General features: G+C 61.7%; 15 protein-coding genes. 9 read left to right on the top strand and 6 right to left on the bottom strand.

All coding sequences use genetic code 11. The features are described 5' to 3' along the window. Positions 1-19 precede the first annotated feature (19 nt). Positions 20-1,330 (top strand): flagellar hook protein FlgE, encoded by a 1,311-nt coding sequence (gene flgE / locus LOY35_RS21135; RefSeq protein WP_258626652.1) that lies wholly within the window; start codon positions 20-22, stop codon positions 1,328-1,330. A 269-nt stretch (positions 1,331-1,599) separates the two neighbouring features. Here flgE and LOY35_RS21130 read toward each other — a convergent pair whose 3' ends face one another. Next, complete coding sequence (locus LOY35_RS21130) at positions 1,600-4,491, bottom strand: ribonucleoside-diphosphate reductase subunit alpha (protein WP_258626649.1); 2,892 nt, start codon at positions 4,489-4,491, stop codon at positions 1,600-1,602. Positions 4,492-5,379: 888 nt separating this feature from the next. Between LOY35_RS21130 and LOY35_RS21125 the strand changes: the two genes are divergently transcribed. After that, positions 5,380-6,102, top strand: a complete 723-nt coding sequence (locus LOY35_RS21125; protein ID WP_258626646.1) for a response regulator — start codon at positions 5,380-5,382, stop codon at positions 6,100-6,102. Continuing rightward, on the top strand, positions 6,099-7,709 hold the full coding sequence (locus LOY35_RS21120; RefSeq protein ID WP_258626644.1) for an ATP-binding protein: 1,611 nt from the start codon (positions 6,099-6,101) through the stop codon (positions 7,707-7,709). The genes LOY35_RS21125 and LOY35_RS21120 overlap by 4 nt, the downstream gene beginning before the upstream one ends. Before the next feature lie 117 nt (positions 7,710-7,826). Here LOY35_RS21120 and LOY35_RS21115 read toward each other — a convergent pair whose 3' ends face one another. After that, entirely contained in the window at positions 7,827-8,552 is a 726-nt protein-coding gene (locus tag LOY35_RS21115) for a 4'-phosphopantetheinyl transferase (RefSeq protein WP_258626642.1), read from the bottom strand. A 213-nt stretch (positions 8,553-8,765) separates the two neighbouring features. Then, complete coding sequence (locus tag LOY35_RS21110; RefSeq protein WP_258626640.1) at positions 8,766-9,557, bottom strand: dienelactone hydrolase family protein; 792 nt, start codon at positions 9,555-9,557, stop codon at positions 8,766-8,768. 155 nt (positions 9,558-9,712) lie between these two features. On the opposite strand from LOY35_RS21110, the gene LOY35_RS21105 reads away from it, so the two are divergent. From LOY35_RS21105 to LOY35_RS21095, 3 genes are all read left to right on the top strand, one after another. After that, positions 9,713-10,312: a porin family protein gene (locus LOY35_RS21105; RefSeq protein ID WP_258626637.1), complete on the top strand. Its 600-nt coding sequence runs from the start codon at positions 9,713-9,715 to the stop codon at positions 10,310-10,312. A gap of 108 nt (positions 10,313-10,420) precedes the next feature. After that, positions 10,421-11,098: a response regulator gene (locus LOY35_RS21100; RefSeq protein WP_258626635.1), complete on the top strand. Its 678-nt coding sequence runs from the start codon at positions 10,421-10,423 to the stop codon at positions 11,096-11,098. Further along, complete coding sequence (locus tag LOY35_RS21095) at positions 11,095-12,441, top strand: ATP-binding protein (RefSeq protein WP_258626629.1); 1,347 nt, start codon at positions 11,095-11,097, stop codon at positions 12,439-12,441. Before LOY35_RS21100 ends, LOY35_RS21095 begins: the two co-directional genes overlap by 4 nt. Positions 12,442-12,569: 128 nt before the next feature. On the opposite strand, the gene LOY35_RS21090 is transcribed toward LOY35_RS21095, so the two are convergent. Continuing rightward, positions 12,570-13,568, bottom strand: a complete 999-nt coding sequence (locus LOY35_RS21090; RefSeq protein ID WP_258626626.1) for an AraC family transcriptional regulator — start codon at positions 13,566-13,568, stop codon at positions 12,570-12,572. 334 nt (positions 13,569-13,902) lie between these two features. Between LOY35_RS21090 and LOY35_RS21085 the strand changes: the two genes are divergently transcribed. Further along, on the top strand, positions 13,903-15,255 hold the full coding sequence (locus LOY35_RS21085; protein ID WP_258626623.1) for a dicarboxylate/amino acid:cation symporter: 1,353 nt from the start codon (positions 13,903-13,905) through the stop codon (positions 15,253-15,255). 258 nt (positions 15,256-15,513) lie between these two features. Then, on the top strand, positions 15,514-16,695 hold the full coding sequence (locus LOY35_RS21080; protein ID WP_258626621.1) for a CaiB/BaiF CoA-transferase family protein: 1,182 nt from the start codon (positions 15,514-15,516) through the stop codon (positions 16,693-16,695). A gap of 118 nt (positions 16,696-16,813) precedes the next feature. Here the strand turns inward: LOY35_RS21080 and LOY35_RS21075 are convergent, their stop codons facing one another. Both LOY35_RS21075 and LOY35_RS21070 read right to left on the bottom strand, forming a co-directional pair. Next, entirely contained in the window at positions 16,814-17,308 is a 495-nt protein-coding gene (locus LOY35_RS21075; protein ID WP_139647900.1) for a SprT family zinc-dependent metalloprotease, read from the bottom strand. A 156-nt stretch (positions 17,309-17,464) separates the two neighbouring features. Further along, complete coding sequence (locus tag LOY35_RS21070; protein WP_139647902.1) at positions 17,465-18,067, bottom strand: Yip1 family protein; 603 nt, start codon at positions 18,065-18,067, stop codon at positions 17,465-17,467. Between the two features lie 333 nt (positions 18,068-18,400). Here LOY35_RS21070 and ttcA point away from each other — a divergent pair, with 333 nt between their 5' ends. Further along, the gene (gene ttcA / locus LOY35_RS21065; protein ID WP_258626618.1) at positions 18,401-19,225 is read left to right on the top strand and encodes a tRNA 2-thiocytidine(32) synthetase TtcA; all 825 of its coding nucleotides are present in this window, start codon (positions 18,401-18,403) and stop codon (positions 19,223-19,225) included. Positions 19,226-19,231 lie beyond the last annotated feature (6 nt).

The raw sequence follows: 19,231 nt of genomic DNA, 5'->3' as shown, positions 1-19,231 counted from the left end.
CCCGGCAAAGGAGTGGAATATGTCTTTCAACATCGGCCTTAGCGGTCTCTATGCTGCCAACAAACAGCTGGACGTCACCGGTAACAACATCGCCAACGTGGCAACCACCGGCTTCAAATCGTCCCGAGCGGAATTCGAAGACGTCTACTCGGCTACCAAGCTGGGTTCAGGCAGCAAGACCGTCGGCAACGGCGTGCGGCTGTCCAACGTTTCCCAGCAGTTCGGCCAGGGTGACGTCAACAACACCGGCAACGTGCTGGACATGGGCATCCAGGGCCAGGGCTTCTTCGTCCTGAGCAACGACGGTTCCCTGAGCTACACCCGTGCCGGTACGTTCAAGACCGACAAGGAAGGCTTCATCACCAACAGCGACGGCACTTCGCGTCTGCAAGGTTATGGTGTGGACGCCAACGGCAAGATCCAGAACGGGATCCTGACCGACCTGCGTATCGACACCTCCAACCTGCCGCCGAGTGCTACCAGCCTGGTTTCGTCGACCATCAACCTGAACTCGACGGCCACGGCAATTACTGCGGCGTTCGATCCGACCGATACTTCGACCTTCACCAAGCAGTTCACCACCCCGGTCTACGACACCCAGGGCAACCAGCACTCCATGGACCAGTACATGGTCAAGACGGCTGGCAATACCTGGAACGTTTATACCTTGATCGATGGTCGTAACCTCGATGGCTCCGCGCCGACCACGACCGGTGCGACCGCGCCGGTCCCGTCGACCATGACCTTTGATTCGAGCGGTAAGCTGGTCCAGGTCAGCACCCCGAATCCGCCGGGTGCGCCGCTCACTGACAGCGACCTGAAGCTCACTGGCTGGATTCCCGGCACCGTAACCAACGGCGTATGGGCCGCCAACGGCGCAGCCAGTGCGCCAACCATCACGATCTCCATGGGCAACACCACCCAATTCAACGCCGATACCGCGCGTTCGATCCCGACCCAGAACGGTTACGCCACCGGCCAGATCACCAACCTGACCATCGACGGCAGCGGTGTGTTGCTGGCCAACTTCAGCAACAACCAGACCAAGCCGATCGGCCAGCTCGCACTCGCCAGCTTCACCAACGAGCAAGGTCTGCAGCCGGTAGGTGGCACCAGCTGGAAAGAAACCTTCTCGTCCGGGATCCCGGGCTACGATGCTCCAACCACCGGTACCTTGGGTTCCATCGTCTCCAATGCCCTGGAAGAGTCCAACGTCAACCTGACCAACGAACTGGTCGAGCTGATCAAGGCCCAAAGTAACTACCAGGCAAACGCCAAGACCATCTCCACCCAGAGCACCATCATGCAGACCATTATCCAGATGGCTTGATTCTCGATGGTTGCTTGAAATGTTGTACAAGGAGCCCCTCGCAAGAGGGGCTTCTTTTTGGGCGAGTGTTTTGGGTTGCCTGGGCTTGCCTCATCGCGAGCAGGCTCGCTCCCACATTGAAATGCGTTCCCCTGTGGGAGCGAGCCCGCTCGCGATGAGGCAAGCCCAGACACCACTTTCCTCCAGACAAAAGAAAACCCCCGATAAACCAGCGGTCTATCGGGGGCTTTCTTTAAAGGTCGGCGCCTTTCAGCGCCCACCCGCTCAGCTTATTGGCAAGCTTCGCAATCCGGCTCGTCGATCGCGCAGGCCTTTGGCACTGGCGCAGGTCCTGCTGGAGCAGCCAGGACCGAGTCGTCACCGTGGTTGCCGCCGCTGGAAACAGCGTTCAGCTTGCCGGTGTTGATGGTCGACTTCTCGGTGCTGGTGGCGGCCAGGGCACGGAGGTAGTAAGTGGTTTTCAGGCCACGGTACCAGGCCATGCGGTAAGTCACGTCCAGCTTCTTGCCCGAAGCGCCGGCGATGTACAGGTTCAGCGACTGAGCCTGGTCGATCCACTTCTGGCGACGGCTGGCGGCGTCGACGATCCAACGGGTGTCCACTTCGAACGCGGTCGCGTAGAGCTCCTTGAGCTCCTGCGGGATGCGCTCGATCTGCTGTACCGAACCGTCGTAGTACTTCAGGTCGTTGATCATGACCGAGTCCCACAGGCCGCGGGCCTTGAGGTCGCGGACCAGGTACGGGTTGATCACGGTGAATTCGCCCGACAGGTTCGATTTCACGTACAGGTTCTGGTAGGTCGGTTCGATCGACTGCGACACGCCGGTGATGTTGGCGATGGTGGCGGTCGGTGCGATGGCCATGATGTTGGAGTTACGGATGCCTTTCTGTACACGGGCGCGAACCGGTGCCCAGTCCAGGGACTCGGTCAGGTCGACGTCGATGTACTTCTCGCCACGGGACGCGATCAGGATCTGTTGCGAGTCCAGCGGCAGGATGCCCTTGGACCACAGAGAGCCCTGGAACGTCTCATAGGCGCCACGCTCGTCGGCCAGGTCGCAGGAAGCCTGGATCGCGTAGTAGCTGACCGCTTCCATGGACTTGTCGGCGAACTCGATCGCGGCGTCGGAGCCGTACGGGATGTGCTGCAGGTACAGCGCGTCCTGGAAGCCCATGATGCCGAGGCCGACTGGACGGTGCTTGAAGTTGGAGTTCTTCGCCTGTGGCACCGAGTAGTAGTTGATGTCGATCACGTTGTCGAGCATGCGCACGGCGGTGTTCACGGTGCGTTGCAGCTTGGCGGTGTCCAGCTTGCCGTCGACGATGTGGTTCGGCAGGTTGATCGAGCCCAGGTTGCAGACAGCGATCTCATCCTTGTTGGTGTTCAGGGTGATCTCGGTGCACAGGTTCGAGCTGTGGACCACGCCCACGTGCTGCTGCGGGCTGCGCAGGTTGCATGGGTCCTTGAAGGTCAGCCATGGGTGGCCGGTTTCGAACAGCATCGACAGCATCTTGCGCCACAGGTCCTTGGCCTGGACGACCTTGAACAACTTGATCTTGTTGTACTCGGTCAGGGCTTCGTAGTACTCGTAGCGCTCTTCGAAGGCCTTGCCGGTCAGGTCATGCAGGTCCGGCACTTCGGATGGCGAGAACAGGGTCCACTTGCCGTCGTCGAAGACACGCTTCATGAACAGGTCGGGGATCCAGTTGGCGGTGTTCATGTCGTGGGTACGACGACGATCATCACCGGTGTTCTTGCGCAGCTCGATGAACTCTTCAATGTCCATGTGCCAGGTTTCCAGGTAGGCACAGACCGCGCCCTTGCGCTTGCCGCCCTGGTTGACCGCGACAGCGGTGTCGTTGACCACCTTGAGGAACGGCACGACGCCCTGGGATTTACCGTTGGTGCCCTTGATGTACGAGCCCAGCGCACGAACCGGCGTCCAGTCGTTGCCCAGGCCGCCGGCGAATTTCGACAGCATGGCGTTGTCGTGGATCGCGCCGTAGATGCCCGACAGGTCGTCCGGTACGGTGGTCAAGTAGCAGCTCGACAACTGTGGACGCAGGGTACCGGCGTTGAACAGGGTCGGAGTCGAGGCCATGTAGTCGAAGGACGACAGCAGGTTGTAGAACTCGATGGCACGGTCTTCTTTCTGCTTCTCTTCGATGGCCAGGCCCATGGCCACGCGCATGAAGAAGATCTGTGGCAGTTCGAAGCGGACACCGTCCTTGTGGATGAAGTAACGGTCGTACAGGGTTTGCAGGCCCAGGTAGGTGAACTGCTGGTCGCGCTCGTGGTTGATCGCCTTGCCGAGTTTTTCCAGGTCGAAGGAAGCCAGGACCGGGTTCAGCAATTCGAATTCGATACCCTTGGCGATGTAGGCCGGCAGGGCCTTGGCGTACAGGTCGGCCATCTCGTGGTGGGTCGCGCTCTCGGCGACTTCCAGGAAGCCCAGGCCTTCGGCGCGCAGGGTGTCCATCAACAGACGGGCGGTCACGAAGGAGTAGTTCGGCTCGCGTTCCACCAGGGTCCGCGCGGTCATTACCAGGGCGGTGTTGACGTCCTTGAGCGCGACGCCGTCATAGAGGTTCTTCAGGGTTTCGCGCTGGATCAGCTCGCCATCGACTTCTTCCAGGCCTTCGCAGGCTTCGGTGACGATGGTGTTCAGGCGGCCCATGTCCAGCGGCGCCAGGCTGCCATCGGCGCGGGCGATGCGAATGGACGGGTGAGCCTGGACCGGTGCGTCGGCCGGGTTGCGGGTGGCGCGTTCCTTGGCGCGGGAGTCGCGGTAGATCACATAGTCACGCGCTACCTTTTGCTCGCCGGCACGCATCAGGGCCAGTTCGACCTGGTCCTGGATTTCTTCGATGTGGATGGTGCCACCCGACGGCATGCGACGCTTGAAGGTCGCGGTGACCTGTTCGGTCAGGCGGGCCACGGTGTCGTGGATGCGCGACGAAGCGGCTGCGGTGCCACCTTCAACTGCGAGGAACGCTTTGGTGATGGCGACGGTGATCTTGTCATCGGTGTAAGGAACGACAGTGCCGTTACGCTTGATCACGCGCAGTTGACCAGGCGCGGTGGCGGCCAGATCCGGGGTCGAATCGGCGGCCAGCGGCGCGGTGCCCTGCGGGTTCTCGCGAGTTGTGTCGGTGTGCATGGGTGTCTCCACGTTCTCTATGTTTGTTTGGGCACCATCACGGTGCCCACCGTTCCGTCCTGAAGCACTACAACCGGCTGGCGCCGGGCATAACAACTTCGGGACAGTAGGAAGCAGGCCTGAGGGGCTGCTTCCATCCGAAGTTCTTGGGTTGCGAGCCTGGGCTCGAACCGGGTTGCAGGGGTGGCAGCAATGGACTGCAACACCCGTACCGTTTCGGTCGTTTTCGACCCTTGAAACAGTGGCCATCCGCAGGGGCGGTCTGGTCTTGGGAAAATACGTTGTTCAAGTGGAAAGAGGCACGAAAAAGCGCTTGAATTCTCTGTCCGACTTGTGGTTGGTTTTTGGCTTAAACCCCTACATGTAGGGTTTTTTTTGCAGCGGGCTACAAGATAATGCGTTTTGGGGGATGAATGCAACGTACTGCCTGTGGATAAACCTGTGCGTAATTTGTGTGCGAAACAGGGAACTGCGCTGTAGGCCGCGACCTTGCTGGAGCGGGCGTTTTTTCATCGTTTTCGAGGCGCCGAAAACAGCCTGCCGGTTTTTGCGGGCGCGGACGTTATCACACAAATCCCGCCCGACCGAACGCATTTGTCCGCTTGTTTTCTACCGGGCCGCCGTTTATACAATCGGCCGGGGTGTGGGACAGGGTTATCCTCTTTTGACATGACAAAAAGAAGGACATCTGCATCGATGGGCGAACCTGCATGCCCTGTGGCGAGGGGATTCATCCCCGCTGGGTCGCGAAGCGGCCCCCTGTGTTCTGCCTGATACAGCTAAGCGACTGATTTGGGGCTGCTTCGCAGCCCAGCGGGGATAAATCCCCTCGCCACAGGTGAGTGCGTCGTTCTTTCTTTCTATATTCACAGCAACACGAGGCCCCAAGTGGAACAAGAAGCCTGGCAGGTACTGATTGTCGAGGATGACCAGCGTCTGGCCGAGCTGACCCGTGACTACCTGGAAAGCAACGGGCTGCGTGTCGCCATCGAAGGTGATGGCGCGGCAGCGGCACAACGGATCATCGCCGAGCAGCCGGACCTGGTGATCCTCGACCTGATGCTCCCCGGCGAAGACGGCCTGAGCATCTGCCGCAAGGTCCGCGCGCAGTACGATGGGCCGATCCTGATGCTCACGGCCCGCACCGACGACGCCGACCAGATCCAGGGCCTGGACCTGGGCGCCGACGATTACGTCTGCAAGCCGGTGCGCCCGCGCGTACTGCTGGCGCGCATCCAGGCCTTGTTGCGGCGCAGCGAGCCGGTGGAGCCGAATCCGCAAAAACCGCGGCGCCTGCAATTCGGCCCGCTGGTGGTGGACGACGCCTTGCGCGAGGCCTGGTTGCAGGGCAACGGGATCGAACTGACCAGCGCCGAATTCGACCTGCTGTGGCTGCTGGTGTCCAATGCCGGGCGCATCCTGTCCCGGGAGGAGATCTTCACCGCCCTGCGTGGCATTGGCTATGACGGCCAGGACCGCTCCATCGACGTGCGCATCTCGCGCATCCGGCCCAAGATCGGCGATGACCCGGACCATCCACGGCTGATCAAGACCATCCGCAGCAAAGGCTACCTGTTCGTGCCCGAAGCCTGTGTAGACCTGGCACCGTGAACTCGATCTTCCTGCGCATCTATGGCGGCATGTGCGCGGCGCTGGTGCTGGTGGCGGTGCTCGGGGTGCTGGCCTTGCACCTGCTCAACCAGACCCGCAGCGAGCAGTACCGCGAGCGCCTGGCCCACGGCACGTTTTCCCTGATGGCCGAGAACCTGCGGCCGATGAATGTCACCGAGCGTCATCGGGCGTTGCTGCTGTGGGAGCGGCTGCTGGGCATCCCCCTGGCGTTGCAGACCTTCGCCCAGACCGACCTGGACCTGGGACAGCGCACCCGCGTGCTGCGTGGGCAGGCCCTGGTTGAACAGACCGGGCCCCATGCGGCGAAGGTCTATCGACTGGTCAGCGATGGCGAGCAACTGATGCTGGTGGGGGAAGTCCGGCAGATCAGCGAGCAATTGGCCCGGGCGACCATTTACCTGCTGGCCGACGAACTGGTGCGCTACCCGGTGAGTGAGCAACCCCGGCGGCTCGCGCAACTCATGGAAGAAAAAGGTTTCGGTTTCGATCTGCGGCTGATGACCGCCGAGCAGGCGGACATGGACGAAGACCAGCGTCGTCGCGTGTCCGAGGGCGATACGGTGATGGCCTTGGGCAAGGGCGGCGATTCGATCCGGGTGTTCGCCGGGATGGTGGGTACGCCATGGGTATTGGAAATCGGCCCGTTGTATCAGATGAACCCTTACCCGCCTGAATGGCTGGTGCTGATCGCGGCGTTGGGCTTGAGTCTGATCGGCTTGATCGTCTACCTGTTGGTGCGTCAGTTGGAACGGCGCCTGAGTGGCCTGGAAGCCGCCGCCACCCAGATCGCCCAGGGCAGCCTGGAAACCCGCGTGCCGGCCCGTGGCGCCGACTCGGTCGGGCGGTTGGCCGCAGCGTTCAACGACATGGCCGAGCACTTGCAACAACTGTTGGCGATCCAGCGTGAGCTGGTACGGGCGGTTTCCCACGAACTGCGTACCCCGGTGGCGCGCTTGCGCTTCGGCCTGGAAATGCTCGGCAGCGCTGCCACTCCCCAGGCCCGGGAAAAATACCTGGCGGGCATGGACCATGACATCGAAGACCTGGATCGACTGGTGGACGAGATGCTGACCTATGCGCGACTGGAGCAAGGCTCACCGGCGCTGAACTTCCAGCGGGTGGACCTGGATGCGCTGGTCAATCAGGTGATCGAGGAGCTGGGTCCGTTGCGGGTCGGGGTCACGGTCGAACGCGGCCTGTGCCTGTCTGCCGCCGATTGCGACGGTGCCTGGGTCGAGGCCGAGCCACGCTTCCTGCATCGCGCCTTGCAGAACCTGGTGAGCAATGCCATGCGCCATGCCAAATCCCGGGTGATTGTCAGCTATCAGGTGGGGCAACTGCGTTGCCGGGTGGACGTCGAGGATGACGGGCCCGGTGTGCCGGAGGCGGCCTGGGAGCGGGTGTTCAAGCCCTTCCTGCGCCTGGACGACAGCCGTGCCCGGGCCTCGGGCGGCCATGGGCTGGGCCTGTCGATCGTGCGGCGGATCATTTACTGGCATGGCGGCCGGGCGTTGATCGCCAAGAGCAAGAGCCTGGGTGGGGCGTGTTTCAGCTTGAGCTGGCCGAGACATCAGGACAGGGGTTGAGGGATGTAGCGATTGGATTGTCCTCATCGCGAGCAGGCTCGCTCCCACATGGGAACGCATTCCTCCTGTGGGAGCGAGCCTGCTCGCGATGGGGCCTTCAAAAGCGATACAGAAGCCTCAGGCCTTGATCCCCACCAGACTCAACAACTGCCCATCCTTCACCCCGAACCGCGCCTGCAATTCACTGCCATGGCGCCATTCGGCCGACAGGTCCGTCAGCAACCGGAGTCGCACCTGCCCGTCGCGGGTCCACTCCAACACCTCGGCATGTTCGAAATAAAAGCGCTGCTCGACGATCGGGTACAGCGCCTTGAACAGGCTTTCCTTCACCGAAAAGGTCAACGTCACCAGCAGGGCCCGGTCATCTCGCCGGGTGGTGGCCATGCGTTGCAGTTCCGGTGGGGTCAGGATTTCACTCGCCAGCCGCTCGGCGCGCTCCGGGTCGAGCAGGTTTTCCAGGTCCATGCCCAGCCCTTGCCAATGGTCCTTGCTGGCGACGATGGCCGCGGCCCGGCGGGTGCTGTGGGTGATCGACCCGCTGACATGGGCCGGCCAGACGGGAGCACGGTCATCGCCAATCGCCGGTACGCAATGCTGGCCGTTCAACTGATAAAGGGCTGCCCGGGCGCAGATCCGCCCGGCTAGGAATTCTGCCTGACGCTTGGCCACCGAACGCTGGATGCTGGCGGGTGGCTCGATGGCACTGTTCGGGAAGTCTTCACCGATCAGCAACAGCGGATCGAAGCGGGTGCTCAGCAGGATTGTATCGGGCAGGGCATCGGGCAACAGCCAATGTTCATCCAAAGGCGAGCAGCAGGCGGGCAGGGCGGGGAGTCGGTTCATGCCGGGCATTTTGCCGGGTTGGCTTGATGCTGGGTAGTGGGTGATGCCGGGGAGTTGTGAACACTGTTGTGGCGAGGGGATTTATCCCCGCTGGGCTGCGAAGCAGCCCCATCCCAGAACACTCGATCTGTCTGACATACCGAGTCAGCAGGTTTTGGGGCTGCTGCGCAGCCCAGCGGGGATGAATCCCCTCGCCACAGATAGCTTCAGTGATCAACCAAAGATCTTCTTGAAGAACTTCTGCATATCCGCCCACGACTGCTCATCGGCCGCCTTGTTGTAGCCGATGTCCGGCCCGCCATGTTCGCCGTGGCTCAGGCGGTCGGCATCGGGGTTGCTGAAACCGTGCTTGGCGCCTTTCAGGCTGACGAACTTGTAATCGGCGCCGGCCTTGTCCATCTCGCTCTTGAGTGCGGTGACGTTATCCACGGTGACCATGCTGTCCAGCGCGCCATGCTCGATCAGTATTTTCGCCTTGACGCTGCCGGGCGTGGCCGGAGTGTTGGTCGCCAGGGCGCCGTGGAAGCTCACCACGCCAGCCAGCGGAACGCCCTGGCGAGCCGCATCCAGCACCACTTTGCCGCCGAAGCAGTAGCCGATGGCGGCAAGTTTGTCCGGATCGGTCTGGGGTTGTTTCTTCAACAGGTCGAGCCCGGCCTGGAATCGCCCGCTGGCGGCCTTGCTGTCCTTGAGCGCCGCTTGCATGAAGGCCATGGCGTCCGTGGGGTGCTCGGTGTTTTTGCCATCGCCGTACATGTCGATGGCCAGGGCGCTGTAGCCCAGGCCGGCGAGGTCGCGGGCGCGGCGCTTGGCGTAGTCGTTCAGCCCCCACCATTCATGCACCACCACCACGCCCGGGCGCGGCCCCTTGATCGCATCGTCATAGGCGTAATAGCCGATCAGTTTCGTGCCGTCGGCACTGGTGTAGGGGATTTCCTGGGTCTGGACGGCAGCGTGGCCCGCGCCGCTCAAGGCCAGAAGTACAACAGCAAGCAACCTGCGCATGGGGAATCTCCTTGAAAGAATGGGTTCGCTCTAGACAGAACACTCTAGCCGATTCATTCAGCGCAGGTTCAGAGAACGTTCAAGGGGGGTTCAGGAACCGCTGGTTAACGTGATCACGACTTCACACACCACCCACGTTTCAAAGGAATCTGAACATGACACACATGAAGAAACTGCTGCTGGCTTTCACTGTGCTGGGTGCCAGCGCCCTGGCCCACGCCGATGATAACTTCGCCAGCCTGACCCTCGGCCAGACCAGCGACAAGGTCAAGAAATCCAGTGCCCTGGACCAGGCGCTGAACAATCCGAACGCCGACGGCGTGATCGGCAAGGACACCACCTACGGCCTGCGCCTGGGCAAGCAGAACGACCAGGGCCGCTACTATGCGACCTATGACAATGTTTCGGGGACCCATAACGGCATCAAGCTGCGCCAGGAAAACCTGCTGGGCAGCTACGACCTGTTCTACCCGGTCACTGGCAGCACCAAACTGTTCGGCGGTGCGACGGCGGGCCTGACCAAGGTAACCCAGGACTCCCCAGGTTTCAGTCGCGACAGCGACATCGGCTACGCGGTGGGCCTGCAGGGCGGCGTGCTGCAACAAATTTCGCGGAACACCTCGGTGGAACTGGGTTACCGTTACCTGCGCAGCAACGCCAGCACCGAGATGAGCCCCCACGGCGGCGACAAGGTGGGTTCGCTGGACCTGACCGGCAGTGCCCAGACCTACCTGTCCGCCAACTACACGTTCTAAGCGGTTCCTTGCGGGAGCGAGTCTGCTCGCTCCCACACAGGGCCGATCCGGCGGCTTTCGTTGCGCTGCACAGCACCGGATTGTCTGATTCACCTGGAGAAAGGCTCCATGAAGTTACTGGTCGTCGAAGACGAAGCGCTGTTGCGCCATCACCTGCAAACCCGTCTCACCGACAGCGGCCATGTAGTGCAGGCCGTCGCCAATGCCGAAGAGGCCCTGTACCAGGTCGCGGAATTCAACCATGACCTGGCGGTGATCGACCTTGGCTTGCCCGGGATCAGCGGCCTGGAACTGATCCGCCGGCTGCGTGCCCAGGACAAGACCTTTCCGATCCTGATCCTTACCGCCCGTGGCAACTGGCAGGACAAGGTCGAAGGCCTGGCCGCCGGGGCCGATGACTATGTGGTCAAGCCGTTCCAGTTCGAGGAACTGGAGGCCCGGCTGAATGCCCTGTTGCGCCGCTCCAGCGGTTTTACCCAGTCGACCATCGTCGCCGGCCCGTTGCGGTTGGACCTCAACCGCAAGCAAGCCTGCCTCGACGAGGAGCCGCTGGCGCTGACAGCCTACGAATACCGCATCCTCGAGTACCTGATGCGTCATCACCAGCAGGTGGTGGCCAAGGATCGCCTGATGGAACAGTTGTATCCCGATGACGACGAGCGCGACCCCAATGTCATCGAAGTCCTGGTCGGGCGCCTGCGCCGCAAACTCGAAGCCCCCGCCGGCTTCAAGCCGATCGACACCGTGCGCGGCCTGGGCTACCTGTTCAACGAGCGCTGCCAGTGATTCGTTCCCTGCGGTTGCGGTTGATGCTGGCCGCCACGATCCTGGCAGTCTTGTTCATGCTGGCGCTGCTGCCCGCCATGCAAGGCGCGTTCAGTCTGGCGTTGCAGGAATCCATCCAGCAACGCCTGGCCTCGGACGTGACCACGCTGATTTCCGCCGCCCGGGTGGAAAACAATCGCCTGAAGATGCCGGCACAGTTGCCCGACGAGCGTTTCAATCTCGCCGACGCCCGTCTGCTGGGCTACATCTATGATCGCGACGGGCGGCTGGTCTGGCGGTCGAAGGCGACCCGGGATGAAAATATCAACTACACGCCTCGCTATGACGGCCAGGGCAACGAGTTTGCCCGCATCCGTGAGCAGAGCGGCGAGGAGTTCTTTGTCTATGACGTCGAGATCAAGCTGCTCGCCGGCCAGAACGCGGCGTTCAGCGTCGTCACCTTGCAGCCGGTGCGCGATTACGAAGTGACCTTGCAGGGCCTGCGGGACAAGCTCTACCTGGGTTTCGGCGCGGCGCTGGCGGTGTTGCTGGCACTGTTGTGGATCGGTCTGACCTGGGGGCTGCGGGCGTTGCGCCGCCTGAGCCAGGAACTGGATGAAATCGAAGGCGGCACCCGGGAGAGCCTCAGTACCGAGCATCCCCGGGAACTGCTGCGCCTGACCGGCTCCCTCAACCGGCTGTTGTACAGCGAGCGGGAGCAGCGCAGCCGCTATCGAGACTCCCTCGACGACCTGGCCCACAGCCTGAAGACGCCGTTGGCGGTGTTGCAGGGGGTCAGCGAAGACATGGCCCGGCGCCCCGAAGACCGTGGGCAGGCCTGGGTGCTGCAAACCCAGATCGAGCGCATGAGCCAGCAGATCGGCTACCAGTTGCAGCGCGCCAGTTTGCGCAAGAGTGGGCTGGTGCGCCATCAGGTGCGCCTGCGGCCGGTGCTGCAAAGCCTGTGCGACACCCTGGACAAGGTCTACCGCGACAAACGGGTCAATGTTCGTTTCGACCTGCCGGAGCACTGCCACGTGCCGATCGAGCAGGGCGCTTTGCTGGAGATGCTCGGCAACCTGTTGGAAAACGCCTATCGACTGTGCCTGGGCGAAGTGCTCGTCAGCGTGCACCAGACCCTTGGCGGCATCGAGTTGTGTGTCGGGGATGACGGCCCGGGCGTGCCGCCGGACCAGCGTGCGCGGATTCTCCAGCGCGGCGAGCGGCTGGATCGCCAGCATCCGGGGCAGGGAATTGGCCTGGCGGTGGTCAAGGACATCATCGAGAGCTATGGCGCGTGCTTGACCTTGGGGGACTCGGAGCTGGGCGGCGCGGCGTTCCGGGTGCTTTTTCCGGTGGTTTGACTGGAGGCGAACCTGTGGCTTGAACCTGCATGAACCCTGTGGGAGCAAGGCTTGCCCGCGATGGCGTCCTCGAGATTGTCATCGCGGGCAAGCCTTGCTCCCACAGGGGTAAACACCAAACCCTTCCCTCAATTCTCCTGGTCCCGGTAAGCCCCCGGCGTCAGCCCCGTCCACTTCTTGAACGCCCGGTGAAACGCCGACGGCTCCGAGAACCCCAACTGCTCGGCGATCTGCTGCAACGACAGGTCCGCGCGTCCCAGGTGGTAGATGGCGATATCCCGCCGCAGGTGATCCTTGAGTTCCTGGAAGCTGGTGCCTTCCTCTCGCAGATGGCGGCGCAGGGTCTGGGGGCTGAGGTGCAGGTGACTGGCGGCAGCCTCCAGGTCCGGCCAGCGTGCGGTATCGCGGCCGAGCAACCGGCGCAACTGGCTGCTCAGGCTGTGGCCATCGTCCGGGCGCGAGAGCAGATCGGCGGGGGAGTGCTCGAGAAACCGCTTGAGAGTCCGTTCGTCCTGAAGCAACGGCATGTCCAGGTAGCGGCTGTGGAACAACAGGCCGCTGTGCTGCGCCTCGAACGCCAGCGGGCAGGGGAACAGCAAATCGTACTCGGCGCCATGGACGGGCCTGGCATAACTGAAACTTGCCTGCTCCAGGGTGATTCGTTGGCCGATCAGCCAACTGGCAAGGCGATGCCAGACCACCAGCAGGCTCTCGGCGAGGAAATGATCCGGGTCCCACAAGGCCGAATCGTCCAGTACCAGGCGCACCCGTTCGCCTTCGGTCACCAGTGTCAGGTCCGGGGCGTCGGGGAACAGACGATAGAACAACAGGCCACGTTGGAGCGCCTTGCCCAGGGTCCGGCAATGGATCAGCGTATGGCACATCATGGCGAACGTCCCGGGTTTGCTCGGAGCGTTGCCGAATCCAAGGTATTCATCACCCAGCGCCAGCCACAGCGACTGCAGCAGGCGGGCGAACTGCTCCGGTGCGATACGCGCGCGCGGCTCGTCCAACAACTCGGGGCTGATGCCCAGCTGTTGCAGCAAGGGAAGGTAGTCGAACCCCTGCCGACGGGCGCCGCCCAGGGCTGCGCGGGCGAAGTGACTGGCAATTGTGCGTTGGCGCATGGCATCAATCCGTTTGATAAGCGGCCGATGGTAGCAGGGCAATCCATTGCGACAAGGCGGATATCCGCCAAATCCCGGAACAGGAATCGGCCTGTTGGCGGATATCCGCCATCTCATACACGTTCGTTTAACCCGAGTCTAATCGCCAAGCCTGTCTACCATGGCGGCTGTAGGGCTTTTCTCGGAAATGGCATGGGCTTTGCGATGCACCACGTAGGTCTGCCCCTGTGCAGCCGACAAAACAAATCCCTCCAGTGCAGGAGGGTTCGCAAAGTTGAGGTGCCGTGGACGACAGATGGATGTTGTCACACGGGACGCTTGAGGAAGGTTTGCCATGACGACTCGTCAGCCCCTGTACAAATCCCTGTATTTCCAGGTGATCGTTGCCATTGCCATCGGTATTTTGCTCGGCCACTTCTATCCACAGACCGGTGTGGCCCTCAAGCCGTTCGGTGACGGATTCATCAAACTGATCAAAATGGTCATCGCCCCAATCATCTTCTGCACCGTTGTCAGCGGCATCGCCGGCATGCAGAACATGAAGTCGGTCGGCAAGACCGGCGGCTACGCGCTGCTGTACTTCGAAATCGTCTCTACCATCGCCCTGTTGATCGGCCTGGTCGTGGTCAACGTCGTGCAGCCGGGCAGCGGCATGCACATCGACGTGACAACCCTGGACACCAGCAAGATCGCCGGTTTCATTTCGGCTGGTAAAGACCAGAGCATCATCGCCTTCATCCTCAACGTGATCCCGAACACCATCGTCGGCGCGTTCGCCAACGGCGATATCCTGCAAGTGCTGATGTTCTCGGTGATCTTCGGTTTCGCCCTGCATCGCCTGGGTGCCTATGGCAAGCCGGTGCTGGACTTCATCGACCGCTTCGCCCACGTGATGTTCATCATCATCAACATGATCATGAAGCTGGCCCCCCTGGGTGCGTTCGGTGCCATGGCGTTCACCATCGGCGCCTACGGTGTCGGTTCGCTGGTGCAACTGGGCCAGCTGATGATCTGCTTCTACATCACCTGCGTCGTGTTCGTGCTGGTGGTGCTGGGCGCCATCTGCCGCGCTCACGGTTTCAGCGTCATCAAGCTGGTCCGCTACATCCGTGAAGAGCTGCTGATTGTGTTGGGTACTTCCTCGTCGGAATCGGCCTTGCCACGCATGTTGATCAAGATGGAACGCCTGGGTGCCAAGAAGTCGGTCGTAGGCCTGGTCATCCCGACAGGCTACTCGTTCAACCTCGACGGTACTTCGATCTACCTGACCATGGCTGCGGTGTTCATCGCCCAGGCCACCGACACCCCGATGGACCTGACTCACCAGATCACCCTGCTGGCCGTGCTGTTGCTGTCCTCCAAAGGGGCTGCTGGCGTGACCGGTAGCGGCTTCATCGTACTGGCGGCCACCCTGTCGGCCGTGGGCACCTTGCCAGTCGCCGGCCTGGCGCTGATCCTGGGTATCGACCGCTTCATGTCCGAAGCCCGCGCCCTGACCAACCTGGTGGGCAACGCTGTCGCCACCATCGTGGTTGCCAAGTGGGTCAAGGAACTGGATGAAGACCAGTTGCAGACCGAACTGGCTTCCGGCGGTCGCGGCATCTCCGATGTCCGTGAAGACGACGAGCAGATCGCAGCCGCGCAAATTGCGGCGGCTGAAACCTCTGCGCCAGGTGTCGCGAGGTAATCTTCAGACAGCAATGAAAAGCCCGCTTCGGCGGGTTTTTTCATGGGCACTTTCCAAGGGGTGGCGAAGTTCCTGTGGCGAGGGGATTTAGCGAGACGTCGCACCGCCCCGCTGGGTTGCGACGTCTCGCTAAATCCCCTCGCCACAACAGAGGTGCGCAAGTCTTGAGCGCATCGGTCATCCCAAACGACACCCGCGGTAATTGCCCTACCGCCAGCGCCTGCCTAGTCTTTGCTTATCATCCAGCGGAGACCCTCCATGCAAGGCCCATTGGCATCGCTCAAGATTCTGGATTTCTCGACCCTGCTACCCGGCCCGTTCGCCTCGCTGCTACTGGCGGACATGGGGGCCGAGGTGCTGCGCGTCGAATCCCCGACCCGTCCGGACCTGCTGCGCGTCCTGCCGCCCCATGACCGGGGTGTTTCCGCCAGCCATGCCTACCTCAATCGCAACAAGCGCAGCCTGGCCCTGGACCTCAAGCAGCCGGAGGCGCTGGAGGTGATCAAGCGGTTGCTGGGCGAGTACGACATTCTGCTGGAACAGTTCCGTCCCGGGGTAATGGAGCGATTGGGGCTCGGGTATGAGGCGTTGAAGGCGATCAATCCCCGGCTCATCTACGTGTCGATTACCGGCTACGGCCAGACGGGCCCCTACAAGGACCGCGCCGGACATGACATCAACTACCTGGCCCTGACAGGCCTGGCCAGCCAGACCGGGCGTGCCGCCAGCGGCCCGTTGCCGCTGGGGATTCAGGCGGCGGACATCGCTGGCGGGTCGCTGCATGGGGTGATCGGATTGTTGGCGGCGGTGATTGCCCGCCAGCAGAGCGGGCAGGGCCAATACCTGGATGTGAGCATGGCCGATTGTGTATTCAGCCTGAACGCACTGGCGGGTGCCGGCTACCTGGCCAGCGGGGTCGAGCCCGGCAGGGAAAAGCACCTGCTCAATGGCGGTAGCTTCTATGACTATTACCGCACCCGGGATGGTCGCTGGATGTCGGTGGGCAGCCTGGAGCCGGCTTTCATGCAAGCGTTGTGTGAGGCCCTGGGCCGGCCGGAACTGGCCGTTCATGGGCTGTCACCCGAGCCCGAGCGACAACACATGCTCAAGCAGGCGCTCCAGGCCGAATTCGAGAAGCATGACTTCACCGAACTTTGCCGGTTGTTTACCGAGATCGATGCCTGCGTCGAACCGGTGCTGGGCCTGGAGGAAGCTCTCGGGCATCCGCAGTTGCAGGCCAGGAAAGTGGTCACCCAGGTGCCTCGCGGCGATGGCTCGAGTCAGGCGCAGATCGCTTGTCCGTTGAAGTTCTCGGAAGGCTTGCCCGAGTCTCGGCATATTGGTGCAGGACTGGGGGCGCATACGGATCAGGTGCTGGGGGAGGTGGGGTTCAGTGCTGAGCAGATTGCCCAGCTGCGGGGTGCCGGGGTGGTTGTGTAGTGTTTTTGTGGGCCTCATCGCGAGCAGGCTCGCTCCCACAGGGTTTTGTAGCGCTCACAGATCCAATGTGGGAGCGAGCCTGCTCGCGATGAGGCCGGCCCAGGCACCACAAATCCCGCTACTCCACCCGCGTCTCCCCGCTGAACACCAACGTCCCGCGACAGCTGCGGCACAGATACCGCCGCCCCTGGCGCACCAGGCTGTGACGTTGGGCCGAGAACGGGAAGTCGCTGCCTTCGCAGGGGCATTTGTAGATGTAGCGGGTGACGCTGCGGCGTTTGATTTCGTAGGTGTGGCAGCGGTTGGGAGGCAGTTCGTACACGCCACGCATGATCAGTTGCCACTCTTCGCCATGGGGCTGGATGCGTTCGCCAAACAACTGATGGGCGATCAGGTGCGCGACTTCGTGGGCGACGGTCTGCTTGAGGAAATCTTCGGCATTTTCCCGGTATAGCTGCGGATTGAAGCGCAGCAAATTCTCGTGCAAATGCGCCACACCGGCTTTCTGGCCACGCAATTTGAAGCTGACCACCGGGCGTTTGAAAGGACGTTTGAAAAAGGATTCGGCTTGTTGGTAACACTCTTCGACGCGGGTATTGAGTTGCTCGAGCATGCTTTACGGGTCTCCAGAAACCCGAGTATGCCGCAAGCATCGGCCGTTGCGAATCGCTCAGGTGCCCAGCGGTCGTTTCCATAGTCAGACACAGGAAGGCCGCCTTGCGGCGGCCTGTGTTGGCAGATCCTTTTTTTATAGGAGAGCCTTGGTTTTTCAGTTGGTATAGACCGGGCCGACGCCCAACCCCCAGACAATCACCGTGAACGCCATGATGGCAACCAGCACCACCAGGCCGACAGCCAGTACCGAACTGGAAAACAGAAAACCTTCGTCCTGAGGAATATTCATGAAAGTCGGCAAGCCCACATACAGCAGGTAGACCGTATAGCAGATCGCCGCCGTACCAACGATCATCCCCAGCCACATGTGGGGATAAAGCGCCGCCAGACCGCCGATGAACAGGGGGGTGGCGGTGTAGGTAGCGAACGCCACGCAGCGGGCCAGGCTCGGGTTGGCATCATAGGTGCGGGCCATCCAGTGGATAAACGCCCCCATCACCGCGACACCGCCCAGCATGGCCAGGTAGGACATGATGGTCATCCACAGCGCGCTTTCATGGGTGAGCATGACGGGGGCTCGATTGCCGATGACCCATCCTACCTGCGTCGTGCCAATAAACGCCGATACAGCGGGGATCGCCGCCAGGATCAGCGTGTGGGTGAGGTACATGTGGCTGATGCTTTCCTCCTGATCGCCACGGATGTCTTTCCATTCTTGATCAGGGTGGGTAAAGAGCCCCACGACATGATGGATCATAGTCAGTCACTCCTTTGTTATTGCCATCGCCCCCCAACGGAGCGCCTACGAGCCAAATGGCCAAGTAAGTAAAGGTCTGAATATGTGTGCGACCTTATGACGCAGTATAGAAAGGAGTTATCCCCAGGGGGATGGGGGGCTTAGAGCAAATCGCGCTGTAGGGTGGCGGGTTAATCGCCGATAGGTCTGTGTACGCAGTCTTGAAGCCAGTGATTAACCCTGTGGCGAGGGGATTTATCCCCTCGCCACAACAGTGGTGTGCCAGCCTCTTCGCCACAGGCCTGTTTTTGCGTAAAATGCCGGCCCCTCGTCACACCTCACGGATTTCGCGTCATGGGCACTCTTACGGTCAACCAGAACAAACTGCAAAAGCGCTTGCGCCGCCTGGCCGGTGAGGCGGTTGCCGATTTCAACATGATTGAAGACGGCGACAAGGTCATGGTCTGCCTGTCCGGTGGCAAGGACAGCTACACCATGCTCGATGTGCTGATGCATCTGCAGAAGGTTGCGCCGATCAAGTTCGACATCGTCGCGGTGAACATGGACCAGAAGCAGCCGGGGTTTCCCGAACATGTGCTGCCGGCGTACCTCAAGTCGCTGGGCGTGGAGTACCACATTGTCGAGAAAGACACCTACTCGGTGGTCAAGGAGCTGATCCCCGAAGGCAAGACCACCTGTTCGCTGTGTTCACGCCTGCGTCGCGGTACGCTCTACACCTTCGCCGACGAGATCGGCGCGACCAAGATGGCCCTGGGGCATCACCGTGACGACATCGTCGAGACGTTCTTCCTGAACATGTTCTTCAACGGCTCGCTCAAGGCCATGCCGCCCAAGCTGCGCGCCGATGACGGGCGTAACGTGGTGATCCGCCCGCTGGCCTATTGCAGCGAGAAGGACATCCAGGCCTATTCGGATCTCAAGCAATTCCCGATCATCCCCTGCAACCTGTGCGGTTCCCAGGAGAACCTGCAGCGTCAGGTGGTCAAGGAGATGCTCCAGGAGTGGGAGCGCAAGACGCCAGGCCGCACCGAGAGCATCTTCCGCGGTTTGCAGAACGTCGTTCCGTCGCAACTGGCGGATCGCAACCTGTTCGATTTCACCAACCTGCGTATCGATGAAAGCGCTGCTTCGCGCTTCGTCAATGTCGTGAACCTCTGACCGGAC

The organism is Pseudomonas sp. B21-028, from assembly GCF_024749045.1.
Lineage (GTDB): Bacteria > Pseudomonadota > Gammaproteobacteria > Pseudomonadales > Pseudomonadaceae > Aquipseudomonas.
This window is presented reverse-complemented; position numbering and strand designations above follow the sequence as displayed.

Excerpts from the sequence above, each read along its gene's own strand:
- LOY35_RS21105 (WP_258626637.1), top strand. The coding sequence starts at position 9,713 with ATGACACACATGAAGAAACTGCTGCTGGCTTTCACTGTGCTGGGTGCC.
- ttcA (WP_258626618.1), top strand. The coding sequence starts at position 18,401 with ATGGGCACTCTTACGGTCAACCAGAACAAACTGCAAAAGCGCTTGCGC.
- LOY35_RS21070 (WP_139647902.1), bottom strand. The coding sequence starts at position 18,067 with ATGATCCATCATGTCGTGGGGCTCTTTACCCACCCTGATCAAGAATGG.
- LOY35_RS21110 (WP_258626640.1), bottom strand. The coding sequence starts at position 9,557 with ATGCGCAGGTTGCTTGCTGTTGTACTTCTGGCCTTGAGCGGCGCGGGC.
- LOY35_RS21080 (WP_258626621.1), top strand. The coding sequence starts at position 15,514 with ATGCAAGGCCCATTGGCATCGCTCAAGATTCTGGATTTCTCGACCCTG.
- LOY35_RS21115 (WP_258626642.1), bottom strand. The coding sequence starts at position 8,552 with ATGAACCGACTCCCCGCCCTGCCCGCCTGCTGCTCGCCTTTGGATGAA.
- LOY35_RS21130 (WP_258626649.1), bottom strand. The coding sequence starts at position 4,491 with ATGCACACCGACACAACTCGCGAGAACCCGCAGGGCACCGCGCCGCTG.
- LOY35_RS21075 (WP_139647900.1), bottom strand. The coding sequence starts at position 17,308 with ATGCTCGAGCAACTCAATACCCGCGTCGAAGAGTGTTACCAACAAGCC.
- LOY35_RS21085 (WP_258626623.1), top strand. The coding sequence starts at position 13,903 with ATGACGACTCGTCAGCCCCTGTACAAATCCCTGTATTTCCAGGTGATC.
- LOY35_RS21100 (WP_258626635.1), top strand. The coding sequence starts at position 10,421 with ATGAAGTTACTGGTCGTCGAAGACGAAGCGCTGTTGCGCCATCACCTG.
- LOY35_RS21090 (WP_258626626.1), bottom strand. The coding sequence starts at position 13,568 with ATGCGCCAACGCACAATTGCCAGTCACTTCGCCCGCGCAGCCCTGGGC.
- flgE (WP_258626652.1), top strand. The coding sequence starts at position 20 with ATGTCTTTCAACATCGGCCTTAGCGGTCTCTATGCTGCCAACAAACAG.